General features: G+C 69.2%; 13 protein-coding genes. 6 read left to right on the top strand and 7 right to left on the bottom strand.

Annotated elements, in window-relative coordinates:
• On the bottom strand, positions 1 to 404 hold a 404-nt coding region (locus VGV06_15325), incomplete at its 3' end, for a hydantoinase/oxoprolinase N-terminal domain-containing protein (GenBank protein ID HEV2056518.1).
• Positions 405 to 820: 416 nt separating this feature from the next.
• Here VGV06_15325 and VGV06_15320 point away from each other — a divergent pair.
• Positions 821 to 2,068, top strand: a complete 1,248-nt coding sequence (locus VGV06_15320; protein ID HEV2056517.1) for an adenylate/guanylate cyclase domain-containing protein — start codon at positions 821 to 823, stop codon at positions 2,066 to 2,068.
• Between the two features lie 733 nt (positions 2,069 to 2,801).
• On the opposite strand, the gene VGV06_15315 is transcribed toward VGV06_15320, so the two are convergent.
• Positions 2,802 to 3,224 (bottom strand): cupin domain-containing protein, encoded by a 423-nt coding sequence (locus tag VGV06_15315; GenBank protein HEV2056516.1) that lies wholly within the window; start codon positions 3,222 to 3,224, stop codon positions 2,802 to 2,804.
• Between the two features lie 18 nt (positions 3,225 to 3,242).
• Positions 3,243 to 3,725, bottom strand: a complete 483-nt coding sequence (locus VGV06_15310; GenBank protein ID HEV2056515.1) for a VOC family protein — start codon at positions 3,723 to 3,725, stop codon at positions 3,243 to 3,245.
• Between the two features lie 144 nt (positions 3,726 to 3,869).
• Here VGV06_15310 and VGV06_15305 point away from each other — a divergent pair, with 144 nt between their 5' ends.
• Both VGV06_15305 and VGV06_15300 read left to right on the top strand, forming a co-directional pair.
• Entirely contained in the window at positions 3,870 to 5,903 is a 2,034-nt protein-coding gene (locus VGV06_15305) for a sulfatase-like hydrolase/transferase (GenBank protein ID HEV2056514.1), read from the top strand.
• Positions 5,903 to 6,313, top strand: coding sequence for a PaaI family thioesterase (locus tag VGV06_15300; GenBank protein HEV2056513.1), 411 nt, complete (start codon positions 5,903 to 5,905; stop codon positions 6,311 to 6,313). The genes VGV06_15305 and VGV06_15300 overlap by 1 nt, the downstream gene beginning before the upstream one ends.
• Before the next feature lie 10 nt (positions 6,314 to 6,323).
• On the opposite strand, the gene VGV06_15295 is transcribed toward VGV06_15300, so the two are convergent.
• The 4 genes from VGV06_15295 to VGV06_15280 form a co-directional block, all read right to left on the bottom strand.
• Positions 6,324 to 6,710: a gamma-glutamylcyclotransferase gene (locus VGV06_15295; GenBank protein HEV2056512.1), complete on the bottom strand. Its 387-nt coding sequence runs from the start codon at positions 6,708 to 6,710 to the stop codon at positions 6,324 to 6,326.
• Positions 6,707 to 8,167: a DUF1116 domain-containing protein gene (locus VGV06_15290; GenBank protein ID HEV2056511.1), complete on the bottom strand. Its 1,461-nt coding sequence runs from the start codon at positions 8,165 to 8,167 to the stop codon at positions 6,707 to 6,709. The genes VGV06_15295 and VGV06_15290 overlap by 4 nt, the downstream gene beginning before the upstream one ends.
• Before the next feature lie 4 nt (positions 8,168 to 8,171).
• Positions 8,172 to 9,713, bottom strand: a complete 1,542-nt coding sequence (gene fdrA / locus VGV06_15285; protein HEV2056510.1) for an acyl-CoA synthetase FdrA — start codon at positions 9,711 to 9,713, stop codon at positions 8,172 to 8,174.
• Between the two features lie 82 nt (positions 9,714 to 9,795).
• Positions 9,796 to 11,211 carry a malic enzyme-like NAD(P)-binding protein gene (locus VGV06_15280; GenBank protein HEV2056509.1) on the bottom strand — a complete coding sequence of 472 codons (1,416 nt, stop codon included), beginning with the start codon at positions 11,209 to 11,211 and terminating at the stop codon, positions 9,796 to 9,798.
• 278 nt (positions 11,212 to 11,489) lie between these two features.
• Here VGV06_15280 and VGV06_15275 point away from each other — a divergent pair, with 278 nt between their 5' ends.
• From VGV06_15275 to VGV06_15265, 3 genes are read left to right on the top strand one after another with little or no spacing between them, the layout of a single operon-like run.
• Complete coding sequence (locus tag VGV06_15275) at positions 11,490 to 12,908, top strand: ABC transporter substrate-binding protein (protein ID HEV2056508.1); 1,419 nt, start codon at positions 11,490 to 11,492, stop codon at positions 12,906 to 12,908.
• Between the two features lie 31 nt (positions 12,909 to 12,939).
• Positions 12,940 to 14,154, top strand: coding sequence for an LLM class flavin-dependent oxidoreductase (locus VGV06_15270; protein HEV2056507.1), 1,215 nt, complete (start codon positions 12,940 to 12,942; stop codon positions 14,152 to 14,154).
• Positions 14,151 to 15,629: a cation:proton antiporter gene (locus tag VGV06_15265; GenBank protein ID HEV2056506.1), complete on the top strand. Its 1,479-nt coding sequence runs from the start codon at positions 14,151 to 14,153 to the stop codon at positions 15,627 to 15,629. Before VGV06_15270 ends, VGV06_15265 begins: the two co-directional genes overlap by 4 nt.
• The last annotated feature ends 65 nt before the right edge of the window (positions 15,630 to 15,694 follow it).

Here is a 15,694-nt window from a genome sequence, read left to right as displayed (position 1 = left end):
GCCATAATGCGCTCTTTGACCTCGAGCCTCAGGTGGCGCGGCACCAGCGGCGCTGGCTGGTCGAGGAAGAGATCGTACATGTCGTAGCGGCCTTCGCGCCCGATCTCGACCGCGTCGCGGAAGCCCGCCGTCGTGAGGAGCCCCGTCCGGGCGCCCTTACGCTCGATGAGCGCGTTGGTGGCTAGGGTAGTCCCGTGGATCAGCGAGCGCACATCCGCGGTCCGGCCGCCCGCGTCGTTGAGGAGCGTGACCACGCCCTGCTCGACAGCCTGCGAAGGGTCCTTGGGGGTCGTGAGGAGCTTGGCCACCTGGACGGCGCCGGTGGCGTCGTCCACCCAGACGAGGTCGGTGAAGGTCCCGCCGATGTCGACGCCGATTCGCGAGTGTCGCCCAGGAGATGTCATGCGCCAGAGTGTACACGGGGAGTCGGAGGCGTCAAGGCGGCTGGGGCCGCCAAAAACCGAGCCAGGAGCCGAGCAGCTGGCACTCCCCGGCCTCACCGTCTAGACCGTGCCGTGCGCCCGCAGCCGCAGCCCCGGCAGGACGCGTCTTGACTACCTCGCGCTCGCCGGCGCAAGATCGCCGTTGATGATTGGCTCGGCTGGGGGATCAACGATGCGGTCTGCGCGGTTCTCTCGGCGCCAGCCACTCCGCCGTCGGTGCCCGCCGGCCCCGGCCCGGTCTGATAATGGCCTTTAGGTCGCCTAAGCGCCAAGATTCCTTCGGCCTGGAGTTTCGAACTGAAGCTTGCCTGACAGAGCCTGCCACATCCTTCGAAGATCATCTCGCTCGGGAAATCATCTACAGCGAGCGCATGCGCATGGCGATCCTTGCCGGTCTGTTGGGCGCGCTGATCGTGTTTTACGGCCTGGGTTACGCGCTGTTCCGCAAAGACTACCCGATGTTTCGTTTCCTCACGCCTGCCGCGTTCTTCTACATCATCGCGGTCATCGCCCTGCTGCTCTGTTACGAGCTTGCCATCCGGTACCTGATCGGCCGCTGGCTGCGCCGGGGAAGGGGCGTGCCGGGTGCTCTCCGGTACCTGAACGCGTTCGTGGAAACGAGCGTTCCCAGCATCCTGATGCTCCTCGTGTCGCGCGAAATGAATCCGGTATACGTGCTGCAGAGCGCGGCGGGTCTTCTCTACGCGGTATTCATCGTGCTCTCCACGCTGCGGTTGGACTTCAGGCTGTCCGTATTTACCGGACTGGTCGCGGCGGCGGAGTACGTGGCCCTGTCGTTCGCCTACATTGGCGCGGGCGGCGGCGTGGTGGAGGGCGGCGCGCGCGCCGCGGCGGGCACGCCGTTCGAGGCGCCGCCGTTCTACGTGGCCAAGGGGGTCATGCTCGCGCTGGCCGGGCTCGCCGCGGGCTTCGTCGCGGACCAGCTGAAGCGACGGGTCAGCAACGTATTCCGCGCGCAGGAGGAGCGCCAGCGCATCGTCAGCACTTTCGGCCAGCAGGTATCGCCGGCCATCGTCGAGGCGCTGCTCAAGGCCGGCCCGGAGATCGCAAGCAGGCGCACGTTCGTGTGCGTCATGTTCATGGACATCCGCAATTTCACGCCGCTGGTCGAGAACAAGTCGCCGGAGGAGATCGTCGCGTTCCAGAACGTCGTCTTCGCGGAGGCGGTCGACGTCGTGAACCGCAACCACGGCATCATCAACCAGTTCCTCGGCGACGGCTTCATGGCCACCTTCGGCGCTCCACTTGCCACCGGACGCGACTGCGGCAACGCGCTTGCCGCTGCGCGCGAGCTGGTCGCCGGGATCAGGGAGCTGTCGGAAGCCGGACGGATTCCGCCGATCATGATCGGGGTCGGCCTGCACGCGGGCGAGGCGGTCTCCGGAAACGTCGGCTCGGCGTTGCGCAAGCAGTACTCGATCACCGGCAATGTCGTGATCCTCGCCTCGCGCATCGAGCAGCTGAACAAGGGCTATGGATCGCAGATCCTGGTGTCGGGCGAGGTGCTCGCGGCCGCTGGCGAGCAGGCGCTCGGCCACGAGCCGCTCGGCCCGGTACACGTCAAAGGCCGGGAGGAACCGATCGAGATCTACCGGCTTGCCTGAGCGAGATCCGCGACCTCCGTGACCGGGGTCAGGTCTTGCATTTATGCATTCTCCGCAGAAGGTCGAAGTCGCGGGGGACCTATCTGCCAAGGCCAGATGCTGGATTGCAAGACCTGACCCCAAGTTCCCGGTGTCGATCGTCGATCCGGGGGGCACGATACGAGCGGCGAGAACATTCATTTCGGCCGACTGTCGGGCGATAGGCGTGAGGCGCGGCCGGACACGGCCGCCGCCGTCCAGCAGCACGAGCGTGTCACCCTCGCGGCGGGCCTTCCTCACCGTCCCCAGCGCCGCCAGGAACCGGGCTTCCTGCTCCATGACGGCGGGCAGGCAGGCCATGCGCGTCGTGCCGCCCGGCCTGATCTCGACCATGTCACCGGATTGCTGGTAGGTCCCGAAATAACGGTCGCAGGCGGCGCGCCCCGCCACTTTCTGGCCGGCATCGAAGGCGAGCGTCGATTGCACGCGATCCACCACGCCGCCGCCGTCGATATCCTCGGCCAGCCACGCCGTGCCCTCCAGCGAGGCGAGCGCGGCCCCCGCCGGCGCCGTGGGTGCCGCGGAGGTGCACCCGAAGGCCAGGAGAGCGACGGCGAGCGCGGTCCGGACGGCGGTCATGGTCACCCGTTCTGTGCGAAGGCCAGCGCCTGAGTCTCGGCTAGCCAAGACTGAGAACGGGGTTTATGTCATCTACAATCCAGCGCCACGCTCGCACGTCAAGGCGGCCCGGGCCTCAGCGGGCGGACGCCTCGGGCATCTTGTCGACCGCCAAGGTTTCATGGACGGCGGGCGAGTAGATCTCCAGGATCTCGAGATCGTCCGAGCACTCGAGCTCGTTGTGTACGATGGAGGGCGGCTGGAGCACGCAGTCGCCGGCGCGGAAGGTCTGCTCCCCCTGCCCCTCGTACACGAACCGGATCCAGCCCTTGAGGACGTAGAACATCTGGAAGTCGCACTGGTGCTGGTGCAAGCCGGTGGTGTGCATGTCATGCGCGCCGTCGGCATGGTCCTTGATCCGGACCACGTGGGCACGGAATTTCCCGTGCGTCGCGTGCTCGATGCCGAGGTCGCGGTATTCCATGAAGCTGCGCAGGCCCGTCTTGTACTCGGCACCTTCGGCCCGGCTCACACTGAAGCGCTGCGTGTCCTCGCTCATGATTGATCCCCCTTGATCTCAGCGGCCGAGGGGCTGCCCCGCCGCGATGACCTGGCCCGTCTCGATGTCGATCACGTCTCGCCGCGGCCCCATGGTCTGCATGGCCTCGAAACCGTGCTCGACCATGTCGCAGTAGAGCTCCACACGGTTGCCGTCGGGGTCGGGAAAGTACACGCTGCGCGTGACGTTGTGCTCGATGACAGAATCCACGGCCACGCCGAGCTCGCGCAGCTCGCGATGGGCGGCCTGCAGCTCCTCGAAGCTCCCCAGCTGCCACGCCGAGTGGTGCAGGCCCGGCTGAGCCGCCTCGGGGGTCTCGCCGGTAGCGAGCTGGAAGAGCGCGAGGTCGTGGTGCTGGCTGCCGAAGCTGAGGAAGACCGCACCGTGCTCCAGGTCCTCGTAGGCGAGCTTGAGGCCGAGCACGCGCGTGTAGAAGTCCTTGGATTTCTGGGCATCGCGAACCTTCAGCACGATGTGGCCAAGCTTACGAGCTTGAATCATCGCTGTGCTCCCGCGCTCAAAGGCGCCTGTGCGTGGTCAGGGTGTACCGCACCGTCGTCACCTGCGTCAGTATAGTCCATACTGCGCCTGTTTGGCCGCTGGCCGGGATCGGGCTAGAATGCAGGCCGAGGCAATCCTCGAGTAATGTTCCTCATCGGCAGACAGTTCTGCGTCAAGGTGCTCGCGTTCCTCCTCGTCAACTTCGCGGTCTTCGCCGCCTACCGCGTCTCCTTTATCAGATTGTTCGGGGCGCCGGAGGCGCTCTCGGGGGCGCCTGCCGCGCTCCTGCGGGGCCTGGGTCTCGACGCCGCCCTGCTCGCGCTCGAGCTGTGCATCCTGGCCCTGCTCGCGCTGGTCACTCGCCGCCTGCGCCTCCGCGCCACGCTCGCCGGGCTCTGGGTCTTCACCTGCGCCAACGCGCTGTGCGCGGCGGTCAACCTCTTCGTCTTCCGCGAGCGTCAGCAGCACCTCTGGGAGATCGTCCCCGCGAACATCGGACGTCCGTACGAGATGCTGATCGCTTTCGAGCCGTTCGCCACCGCGCACCCCTTCGTGATAGGCGGGGGCCTCTTCGGCATCGCGCTCGCCGCGCTCGCCGCGAGGCGGCACACGCGCCCCCTGGCCGGACAGGCCGTCGACCTTTGGCGGCCGGCCGCCTTCGTCGTGGCCCTGGCCGTCATCGGTGCTCTGCTGTGGGTCGCCCTCGAGATCGTGCCGACGAAGGCGAGCAAGGGGCTCCAGATCCGCCTCGTGTCGAGCCTCGATCGGATGCGGCTTGGCGACTACGTGCTGAACCAGGCGGTCGGCAACCCGCTCCAGGACCTGATCCGCCTCTTGGGCCTCCCGGACGGCACGACCCGGTACCAGCTCGACGCCCAGGAGGCCCTCGACCTGAGCCGGCGCCTGCTCGGGCTCCCGGCCGGCGACCCCACCTATCCGCTGCTCCGTCAGGTGCGGGGCGAGGACCAGCTTGGCATCCGCAACGTGGTCGTCATCATGGTCGAGGGGCTCAGCTCCGCGCTCATCGACCATCGCGTCGGCAGCGAGTACGTCATGCCCTACGTCCACGGACTCTGCGAGCAAGGCCTCTGCTTCCGCAAGATGATCCAGAGCTTCTCCGCCACGGACGGCTCGGTCTTCGCTATCGTCACCAGCCTGCCGGCGCCGTTCGCGCTCAGCCGCACCGCGGACCTGCCCGCCCGGGAGATCAACGGGCTCACCGGCTCGCTCGCGCGCAGCATCGGCGCCGACGGGTACCGGCACTACTACGTCGCCGGATTCAAGCAGCGCAGCGCCGACTTCGTCACGTTCATGGGTAATCAAGGCTACCGGGGTTTCGGCTACGACGACCTGCGCGCCCGCCTCGGTGACCGAGCCGGCGCGGACACCAACGCGCTCGGCGTCTTCGACGGGCCGATGCTGCAGGAGGCCGCCAAGATCATCCTCTCCAGCTCGGGCCCGTTCACCGCTCACATGATGACCACGACTACCCACAGCCCGTGGACCGTGCCGCCGTCTACGACGAACCCGCTCGCCGACGAGGTGCTCGCGACCTTCCAGTACCTCGACCGGTCGGTTCGCGACTTCGTCGAGGTCGTGCGGCTCCACGACCCGGACCTCGATCACACGCTTTTGGTCATCACCGGCGACCACACGAGCCACGTCTTTGACTCGCGCACCATGGAGCGCCTTCGCGTCCCGCTGATCTTCTTCGGCCCGCGGCTCACCCGCGCGAAGGATCGCTGGGCCTCCCGGCAGGAGCGGTCGGGCACCCATCTCGATATCGTGCCGACCGTCCTGGGGCTCCTCGACGGCGAGCACCTCTACAGCGGGATGGGGCGGAATCTTTTTGACGCCGGCGCCGACGCGGGCGAGGGCGGGCTCATCAGCGGCACGTACGGGAGCTTTCTGTACCTCAAGGACGGCTTGGCTCTGCGCTACACCTTGCGAAATGACCGGAGCGAGCTTTTCCGCCTCCGCGACGGCGATATCGTCTTCCGCGACGTATCCGACGCGGAGCCCGAGACCGCCGCGCGGCTCAAGCGCGAGCTGCTCGCGCTGTCCGAAACCGCCGACCGGCTGAGCCGCGACCGGCGTATATTTCCCCCTCCGGGGGCGACGGCGGCCGTGGAGAGCCGCCGCCAGCCGCCCGAACTCTTTCCCAGGAGGTATCCGTGATGAGCGGAGACACGGTGGACGTCGGCGCCCTGGCCGCGCTGTGGAGGGGCACGCTCGTGGAGCTCCTCGGCATCGAGTTCGTGGAGCTCACGCGCGAGCGGGTCGTCGCCACGCTCGCTATCCGCGATGAGCTTCGGACCGTCGGGGGCGCGCTCCACGGCGGGACCTTGATGGCCTTCGCCGATACGCTGGGCGCCGTCGCCACCGTGCTCAACCTGCCCGCCGGCGCCGGCACGACCACGCTCGAGTCCAAGACGAACTTCTTCGCCGCCGGCCGCTCGGGTACGGTGCGCGCCGAGACCACGCCGCTCCATCGCGGCAAGCGGACCATGGTGTGGCAGACCCGGGTGAGCGACGAGTCGGGCCGCCTGCTGTCGATGACCATCCAGACCCAGATGGTCCTCGGGTGAACGTCGGCTCTTATTTCTTCTTCGAGGCGACGTAGGCGCGCCAGCCGCCGTGCTGCGTGATCTCGCGCTGCCCCTCGGAGAGGAGCGGTTCGCCGAGTACGCCAAGTACTTCTTCGCCGTCAGCGAGCTTGACCTTGCTGATGCAGAGGCCGGGCGGCTCCTGCGTGAGGATCTGAGCTAAGCCCTCCGGGGACACGGCCCACACCTCCACGGCCACCGACACGCCGCCCGAGGCGACGCGGATCATCGCGGGGTGGCGGTCGTTGATGGACCAAAGCCTGTACGCTGGCGCCGTCGCGGCCTCCCGCACGAAGGTCGCGCCCGCGTCGATCATGTTGGGATTGAGCTCGAGCCCCCGCATCAGCGTGCCGTTGACCGCAAGCTTGACCGACATCATGTCGCGACCTTGAGGCGGCGGCCGAGCTCGCGGAGCGCGCCCGCGAAGCAGGCGAGCGGCGCCTTGGCGATGCCGGCGCCGATCTGGCCGATGCCCGCCTCGCGGTGGGCGATGCCCGTGTTGAACACCGGCTGGACGCCGCTGTCCACCACGCGGCGCGCGTCGATGCCGGTCGGCGTGCCCGTGAAGCCCAGCGCCGGGATGCCGAAGTCGTTGTTTCGCGCCAGCGTGATCGTGTACATGCGCTTCGTGGTCACGATGGCGTCCTCGGCGGCGCCGCCGATGAAGCGTACGATGGCGGGCGCGGCCGCCATTGCGAGGCCGCCGAGGCCGGCGGTCTCCGTGATGGCGCTGTCGCCGAGGTCGGGGTTGGCATCCGCGGGACCGTAGCCGGGAAAGTAGAGGCCGTCGGGCACCGGGGCCGGGGCCGTGAACCACGCGTCCCCCGTGCCGCTCATGCGGACGCCGACCTCGACGCCGTTTCGCGCCATCGCGGTCACCACGGTCGAGCCCTCGATGCCGTGCGCCGCGTCCATCGTCGCCTTGGAGGCCGCCATCGAGAGGTTCAGGTAGAAGTGGTTGTTGGCCTCGAGAAACTCGAGCACGCGCGCCGCGACGTCGGCTGGGGCGGTGCGCACGAGGGCCGGCGCGATCAGCCGGGCGAAGAGCGAGGTCGCCGCCACATTCCGGTTGTGGCACTCGTCGCCCATCTGGAGCGCCTGCGCCGTCAGGTTCTTGAGGTCCACCGGCCCGCGGGCGCGGAGCGCCTGGCCGAGCGCAGGCGCCAGCGATTCGTTCATCCAACGCAGGCGGTCGAGGACTTCCTGGCTGTAGGCCCCGAAGCGCAGGACCTTGCCCATCCCCTCGTTGAGCGTCGCGAAGGCGCGGGTGCCGCCCGGCGCGTTCTCGACGATGACGACGGGCATGGACGGCGAGAGAATGCCGGCCATCGGCCCGACGGCGCCGAAATGATGGCAGGGGGCGAATGTCACGTCGCCTCCGGCGGCCAACCGCTCCGCGGCGTCCGGCGCGTCGGCCCAGCCCTCGTAGAGGATGGCGCCGATGACGGCTCCGCGCATGGGGCCGCACATGCGCGCCCACGCGATGGGGGGGCCGGCGTGGAGGAGGTGGCGCGGGCCGAGGCCCTTCAGGTTGTCGGCGGCGCGCCCGATGTCCACGAGCATGGGCTTGGCGGCCAGGATGCGCTCGATGGCCTGCTTGTTCGCGGCGGCGACGCGCGAGCCGATGGGATCGTCGGGGTCGTCTTCGAGACGCGCCAGCAGGAGGCCGAAGTCGCGGTCGCCGCCCGCAGGCGGGCGCCAGTCGAGCTCGAGTACGCTGGCGCCGTGAGCGCGCGGGGAGAGCGCGAACTCCGCGACGCCGACGTTGAGCGCGCGGATGCCCCCGTCGAAGAGGGGCGCGGATTTGGCCGGGGTCTTCGGTTTCGGCGCCGGCATCGGCTCAGCTCTTCCTTTGCGCGGGCCGGCGATGGCGCGCGGGCCGGCGATGGCCGACCAGGGAGGCCGCCAGCCGCGCGGCTTGGGCATTGCTCGGCGCCAGGAGCACCCCGGCGGCCGCGAGCCGCGTCTCCTGGCGCGCCAAGCCCTGAGGATCGGCGGGAGTGCCGCAGACGGAGGCGACGAAGGCGAGGCCGCGCCGGCGCTTGGCCGCCGCCTTGATCGCGCCCTCGATGGCCGGGACGAGCGCGCCGGCCGGATCCGGGTGGGCGCCGTAGCCCAGGACGACATCCAGCAGGATGACCGCCGTGGCGTCATCCTTGGCCGTCGCCAGGATGCGCTCGTTGCGCAGCCTGAAGTCGATCATCGGGTGCGGGCGGCCGACGGTGAACTCGTCGTCGCCCAAGTCGATGGTCGTGTGCCCGTGGCCGCCGGCCTCGTCGAGGATCAGCGCCGCCTCTTGGCACAGCGTGCCGCCGCTGTAGAGGCCGCGCACGAGAGACTGGCCCTTGCCGAAGCGCCGCGCCTTGGCCCGCCCCGCGGCGGCGAGCTTCGGAGCCACCGCGAGCGGCGCGGTGGAGGCCTTCTTGCCCCGCGCGAGCGCGACGGCCGCGCGCGCAGCGTCTTCGAGCGTGGCGGCGGGGATCGCGCCGGCCCCGCGGATGGCCGCGGGGTCGCCGCCGAGAAAGTTGACGACGACGGGCTTGCCCGACTTGCGGGCGACGTCGAGGACGCGGCGGGCGACGGCGGGGGCGGGGGGCTTGGAGACCAGGACGATGACGCGCGTCCCGGGATCCGCCGCGAGGCGCTCGATGCCTTCCTGCATCATGAGACCGCCCACACGCTCGTCGAGGTCGTGGCCGCCGACGCCGATCACCTGCGAGCAGCCCTCGCCCAGACGGTCGATGAGGCAGCTGACCTGCTGGAGCCCCGTGCCGGAAGCGCCGACGAGCCCGATGGAGCCGCGCCGCACGGCATTGGCGAAGCCGAGCGGCACGCCGTCGAGGATGGCGGTGCCGCAGTCCGGGCCCATGACGAGAAGCTTCTTCTTCGCGGCCAGCCGCTTCAGCTCGACCTCGTCGGCAACGGGGACGTTGTCGCTGAAGATGAAGACGTGGAGCCCGCGCTTGAGCGCCTTGAGCGCCTCCGCGGTCGCGTAGGCGCCCGGCGTCGAGATGATGGCGAGATTCGCCCGTGGGCACTCGGCCACGGCCTCCCAGATGCTGAGCGGGGCCGGCTTGTCGCCCGAGGGCACTGACACGGCGGCCTGCTCGTCGAGGAGACGGGCCGCCTCGGTGAGCGCACGCTCGCCCGCCGCGCGGTCCGCCGCGGCGACCGCCACGACCAGGTCGTTGGGCCCGGCGGCCGCGCCCGTGGCGTCAAGGAGCCCCGCGCCGGAGAGCAGCTCGCGGTTGGCCGGCGTCGCCATCATGAGCGCGGCGCGGCTCACCCCGCGCACCTTCTCGACCAGGGCGGCCACGCGCATCAGCTCGACCGAGTCGCGGTACGTGTCGGGCCGGACCAAGCAGCACGTCGTGGTGGCCACGAGGCCCTCCGCTTCTCGGAAGCGATTGCGCTGCCGGCCTACTTCTGCCCTGCCTTTACTTCCTCGTCGCCGGAGCCTCGCCCTACTTGCGGCCGGTCTTGCGCGCCACGCCCGTCCGCACCGCGGCGTCGGCCACCGCAGCGGCCACGGTGGGCACCACGCGCGGGTCGAACATGGACGGCGTGATGTACTCCTCGCTGACCTCGCTATCGGCCACGATGCCCGCGAGGGCGTGCGCGGCCGCCAGCTTCATCTCGTCGTTGACGCTGCGCGCCCGCACGTCGAGCAGGCCGCGGAAGAAGCCGGGGAAGCAGCAGGAGTTGTTGATCTGGTTCGGATAGTCGGAGCGGCCCGTGGCCATGACGCGCACGAAGGGGCCGGCCTCCTCGGGCATGATCTCGGGCGTCGGGTTGGCCATGGCGAAGACGACCGGGTCACGGTTCATCGTCTGAATGTCCTTGAGCGAGACGACACCGGGGCCGGAGAGCCCGATGAAGACATCCGCGCCCTTGAGCGCCTCGCCCGCCGAGCCGTGGAGCCCCTCGGGGTTCGTGTGCTCGGCGAACCACTGCTTCATCGGGTTCATGTTGTCCTTGCGGCCGCGGTAGATCGCGCCCGCGCGGTCGCAGCCGACGATGTGGCGCGCGCCCTCGAGCATGAGGAGCTTGGCCGTGGCGATGCCGGACGCGCCCGCGCCGGTGAAGACGATGCGCACGTCGGGGAGCTTCTTGCCGACGACCTTGAGCGCGTTGATGAGCGCGGCGAGGACGACGACCGCGGTGCCGTGCTGGTCGTCGTGGAAGACGGGGATGTCGAGGTCGCGCTGGAGTCGCTCCTCGATCTCGAAGCAGCGCGGCGCGGAGATGTCCTCGAGGTTGATGCCTCCGAAGACGGGCGCGATGGCCTTCACGATCATCACGATCTCGTCCACGTTCTTGGTATTGAGGCAGAGCGGGAAGGCGTCCACGCCGGCGAACTCCTTGAAGATGAGCGCCTTTCCTTCCATGACCGGCTGCGCGCCGTTGGGCCCGATGTCTCCCAGCCCGAGCACGGCCGACCCGTCCGAGACCACGGCGACGGTGTTCTGCTTGATCGTCAGCGTGTAGGCCTTCTCCGGGTCGTGGTGAATGGCCATGCACACGCGCGCGACGCCGGGCGTGTAGGCCATGGACAGGTCGTCGCGCGTCTTGACCGCCACACGGCCCCGCACCTCGATCTTGCCGCCCAGGTGCATCAGGAAGGTGCGGTCGGAGACGTGGACGACGGTGACGCCCTCGATGCCGCGGATACGGTCGGTGATGCGCTGGCCGTGGGCCTCGTCGCTGGCCTTGAAGCTGATGTCGCGGGTGACCTCGCGCCCCACCTCGACGATGTCGATGGCGCCGATGTCGCCGCCCTCGGCGCCGATGGCGGACGTCACCTTGCCGAGCATGCCGGGGGTGTTGACGATGCGGATCCTGACGATCAGGCTGTAGCTGGCTACCGGCGCATTGGTCATCGGAGCCTCCGTTAGTGAGCGGTGTGGCTGGACGCTGCGGGCGCGGCCCGAAAGTGAATGGGCTCTGAGGATAGACCCCACGGGCTCTTCGGGCAAGGGCCTTTGACGGGGCCTTCCGGGCCGTTGCCAGGCGGCCATCCGCGGCTGTACACTGCCGCTTGATGCGTGCCGCCTGCCTCGCCCCATGCCTTGCCACTGTCCTCCTGCTCGCCGCCGCCTCTCCGGGCGCTGCCCAGCCCAGCCAAATCGTCATCTCCCAGCCCGCCGAGGCGACCACCATGGACCCGGGGCGGTCGACCCAGGTCCTGACGGTCAATTACTTCGTCAACCTCTATGACACGCTGACCCGCTGGGATACGGCGCTCCAGCTGCAGCCCGGGCTCGCGACCTCCTGGAAGGCGGTCAACGAGACGACCTGGGAGTTCACGCTGCGTCCCGGCGTCAAGTTCCACGACGGCGCGCCGTTCACCGCCGAGGACGTCAAGGCCACGTTCGAGCGCAACATGCAGACCGGCAAGACCGTGGTCACTCCCGGCTTCACCACGATCGAGGCGGTGCAGGTCGTGAACCCGCTGACGACCCGTATCCTCACGAAAAAGCCCGATCCGCTCATGCCTGTGCGCATGGCCCAGATGGGCTCCCAGATCCTGCCTGCGCGGCTCATCACGGACGACGGCGTCAAGGAGCTGGCCCGGCGCGCCGTGGGCACCGGCGCCTACCGCTTCGTCGAATGGGTCAAGGACGAGCGGCTCGTCATGCAGGCCAATCACGACTGGTGGGGGTGGGAGGGGAAGGCGCCGTCCGTCGAGCGCGTGATCTGGAAGCCGATCCCCGACGAGTTTCCACGCATCGTCGCGCTCGAGAAGGGCGACGTCGACATCATCACCAACGTGCCGCCGGACCGCATGAAGGGCATCGCCGAGGGGCGGCTGACGAAGATCGTGACGGTCCCGGCGACCCGCGTCGTCGCGCTGTCGACCAATTCGACCCAGCCGCCGCTCTCCGACAAGCGCGTGCGCCAGGCCCTGGCCTATGCTCTCGACGTCCCCGCCCTCATCAAGAACCTGTACGCGGGAATGGGTAAACCGTATAGCGGCGGGCTCGTCGACACCGACTTCGGCTACAACCCAGCGCTCAAGCCGTACCCGTACGACCCGGCCAAGGCCCGCGCGCTCCTGGCCCAGGCGGGCTACCCCGGCGGCATCGACGTGGCCCTGTATTTCGGCAACGGCACCATGGTCAACGACAAGGCGCTCATTGAGGCCATCGTGGACATGTGGAGCAAGGTGGGGATCCGCGGGCGCATCGAGATGATGGAGATGGGTGCCCGCCAGCGCATGAATAACGACCGCGCGGTTCCGCCCGGGGGCCTCTTCCTCGGCAATCCGCAGTCCACGCTCCTCGACGCGGACGGCAGCCTCTGGCGCATCTTCCACCCGACGGGTTTCAACGGGAAGTATTGGGTCGGCAGCCAGCCGGGCCAGCGCTTCCACGATCTGATGGAGCAGGCGCGCTATTCGCTCGACCCCAAAAAGCGCAAGGCGCTCTACGCGGAGGCGACCGCGATCTTTCACGATGAGAAACCCTCGGTCGAGCTTTTCCAGGAGATCGTCGTGTACGGCGTGAGCCGCCGCGTCTCCTTCAAGCCGCGCGCCGACTACCGCCTCATCGTGTCCGAGATGTCGCTCGCCCGCTGACGCTCGCGTCCCCCGATTTCATGGAGACCCCATGGCTCACCGCGGCATGAAGTTCGGCATCTTCCTGGCTCCCTTTCACCGGGTGGGGGAGAACCCGACGCTGGCGATCGACCGCGACATGGAGCTGATCGAGTGGCTTGATCACCTGGGCTTCGACGAGGTCTGGATCGGCGAGCACCACTCGGCGGGGTGGGAGCTGATCGCCTCACCCGAGATCATGATCGCCGCGGCCGCCGAGCGCACGCGCCACATCATGCTGGGCTCCGGCGTCACGAGCCTGCCCTACCACCATCCCTTCCTGGTCGCCCAGCGCTTCGTCCAGCTCGACCACATGACGCGCGGGCGCGCGATGCTCGGCTGCGGCCCCGGCGCGCTCGTCTCCGACGCCTACATGATGGGCATCGAGGCTACGACCCAGCGGGTGCGAATGGACGAGGCGCTCGACGCCATCATGGCGCTCCTGCGCTGCGACGGGCCCGTGACCATGAAGACCGACTGGTTCGAGCTCCGCGACGCGCGGCTGCACCTGGCGCCGTACACCGACCCGCACTTCCCCATCGCGGTGGCGAGCGTGATGACGCCCGCGGGCATGATCAGCGCGGGCAAGCACGGCCTTGGGGTCCTCTCGTTGGGCGCGGGGCTGCCCGGCGGTCCCGAGGCCATCGCCGAGCACTGGCGGATCGGCGAGGAGACCGCGGCCAAGCACGGCACGTCCATGGACCGCGCGAAGTGGCGGCTCGTCGTCAACGTCCACGTCGCCGACGACGATGAGCTGGCGCTCAGACAGGTGCACGCTGGCGAGCGCCACGAGACCGTGACGTACTTCGAGGAGACGCTGGGGCGGCCCCCGGGCCGCGCCGACGACCCGCTACGTGAAGGCGTCGCCGCCGGCACGACGCTGGTCGGCACCCCCGATACCGTGAGCAAGGGTATCGAGCGGCTGGTGGATCTCTCTCGCGGCGGCTTCGGCGGGCTCCTCTTCCGCGCCAATGAATGGGCGAACCGCGAGGAGACGCTCAAGAGCTACGAGCTCTTCGCGCGCTATGTGATGCCGCGCTTCCAGGGTTCGCTCGACACGGTCGCCGGGTCGAACGAGTGGGCCCGCGCCAACCGCAAGACCATCTTCGGTCCCAACGTCGAGGCGATCCGCAAGGCGTTCACGGACGCGGGCCGGCCCGTGCCCAAGGAGTTCGAGTCACGCACGGCGGGCGCGGCCGACGTGTCACCCGCTCCGGACGGAGCGTGATCGGCGGACGACGGGCCGGCTGCCGCCGCTCCGTTTGGGTGACCGGCGCGGTTCTCGCATTGCTCGCGACCGGCGCTGCCCATGCCGCGAGTGGCGAGGGCGGGCATGCCGATCCCTTCGCGCCCATCCTGCTGGAGCTGGCGGTCGTGGTTCTGGCCGCTGCCATCGGCCGGCGCGCCGCCGGCCTGGTCGGGCAGCCCGCTGTGCTCGGCGAGCTGGTGATCGGTGTCATCATCGGCAATGTCGGTTACTGGCTGGGCGCTCCGCTCTTCGTCCTGCTCATGCACTTCGACGACGTCGGGAAGATCGTGGCGATGGCGTGGAACTCGCCCGTGACTGTCGCCGAGGCGGCGACCAAGGTTTTCCCGACTACCAAGCTCGGGCCCGGTACGGTTGGCGCTCGCGTCGTGGAGGCCCTGGGCGGCCCCGAGGGCGGACAGTTGGCGGTCATGACGCTCGTCATCTGGCTCCTGTCCAACCTCGGCGTGACGCTTCTGCTCTTCATGGTCGGCATGGAGTCGAGCGTCGAGGAGCTGGTCGGTGTCGGTCCAAGGGCGCTCGTCGTGGCTGTGGTCGGCATCGTCGCGCCGTTTGCCGCAGGGTTCCTGACGACCTCACTCCTGCTGCCAGCCGCGCCGACGGCCGTGCACCTCTTCGTGGGCGCGACGCTGTCGGCGACCAGCGTCGGTATCACGGCGCGAGTCTTCCAGGACCTCCGGCGGCTTCAGTCCCCGGAGGCCAAGCTCATCCTGAGCGCCGCCGTCATCGACGACGTCCTCGGCCTGATCGTCCTGGCCGTGGTGGCGGGCGTCGTCGCCACGGGCGGAGTCCACCTCGGCGAAGTCGCACGGATCAGCCTGCTGTCCGCAGCCTTCATGGCGGCCGTGGTTTTCCTGGGCGATCGCATCGCGCGGCGGTTGGCGAGCGGCTTCCGCCGGCTCGAACCGACCCAGACACGGCTCCTCTTCGCGCTGACGCTGGCCTTCCTGATGGGCTGGCTCGCCAACCGCATCGGGCTCGCGACCATCGTCGGCGCTTTCGCGGCCGGGCTCATCGTGAGCGACACCCACTTCCCCGTGCGGGAGGGCGCGCACGGCGCTCGCGATGAGACGGTGCACGCGCTCGTTGCGCCGCTCGAGCAGATCTTCGCGCCCGTGTTCTTCCTGTTGATGGGTATGCAGGTCAACCTCTCGACCTTCTCGCGGCCCGGCACGCTCGCCATGGCCGCCGCGCTGACGGCCGCGGCCGTGGCGGGCAAGGTCGTCTGCGGGCTGGCGGCGGGGAAGACCGATCGGCTTTCGGTGGGCCTCGGCATGGTGCCGCGCGGCGAGGTCGGGCTGATCTTCGCGAGCGTCGGCAAGGGGCTGGGCGTCATCGACGACGCCCTCTTCTCGGCCGTCGTCATCATGGTCATGGTCACGACCATGATGACACCCATCACCCTCAAGTGGTCCCTCAGCCGTGCAGGCGGCTGATCAAATCGGCGGCTTCCGACTGGCTCGGATCGAGCTGGCGCGCCTTGCCGAAGGCGTGCCCTGCA

The organism is Candidatus Methylomirabilota bacterium (genome assembly GCA_035936835.1).
Classification (GTDB): domain Bacteria; phylum Methylomirabilota; class Methylomirabilia; order Rokubacteriales; family CSP1-6; genus AR37.
Note: the sequence above shows the minus strand (reverse complement) of the source record. Positions and strands in the feature narration are given on the sequence as shown.

What these genes read in the sequence shown, in the direction of transcription:
- VGV06_15305 (HEV2056514.1), top strand. Translation starts at nt 3,870, where the DNA reads ATGTTCCTCATCGGCAGACAGTTCTGCGTCAAGGTGCTCGCGTTCCTC.
- VGV06_15300 (HEV2056513.1), top strand. Translation starts at nt 5,903, where the DNA reads ATGAGCGGAGACACGGTGGACGTCGGCGCCCTGGCCGCGCTGTGGAGG.
- VGV06_15290 (HEV2056511.1), bottom strand. Translation starts at nt 8,167, where the DNA reads ATGCCGGCGCCGAAACCGAAGACCCCGGCCAAATCCGCGCCCCTCTTC.
- VGV06_15315 (HEV2056516.1), bottom strand. Translation starts at nt 3,224, where the DNA reads ATGAGCGAGGACACGCAGCGCTTCAGTGTGAGCCGGGCCGAAGGTGCC.
- VGV06_15275 (HEV2056508.1), top strand. Translation starts at nt 11,490, where the DNA reads ATGGACCCGGGGCGGTCGACCCAGGTCCTGACGGTCAATTACTTCGTC.
- VGV06_15270 (HEV2056507.1), top strand. Translation starts at nt 12,940, where the DNA reads ATGGCTCACCGCGGCATGAAGTTCGGCATCTTCCTGGCTCCCTTTCAC.
- VGV06_15280 (HEV2056509.1), bottom strand. Translation starts at nt 11,211, where the DNA reads ATGACCAATGCGCCGGTAGCCAGCTACAGCCTGATCGTCAGGATCCGC.
- VGV06_15320 (HEV2056517.1), top strand. Translation starts at nt 821, where the DNA reads ATGGCGATCCTTGCCGGTCTGTTGGGCGCGCTGATCGTGTTTTACGGC.
- VGV06_15295 (HEV2056512.1), bottom strand. Translation starts at nt 6,710, where the DNA reads ATGATGTCGGTCAAGCTTGCGGTCAACGGCACGCTGATGCGGGGGCTC.
- VGV06_15310 (HEV2056515.1), bottom strand. Translation starts at nt 3,725, where the DNA reads ATGATTCAAGCTCGTAAGCTTGGCCACATCGTGCTGAAGGTTCGCGAT.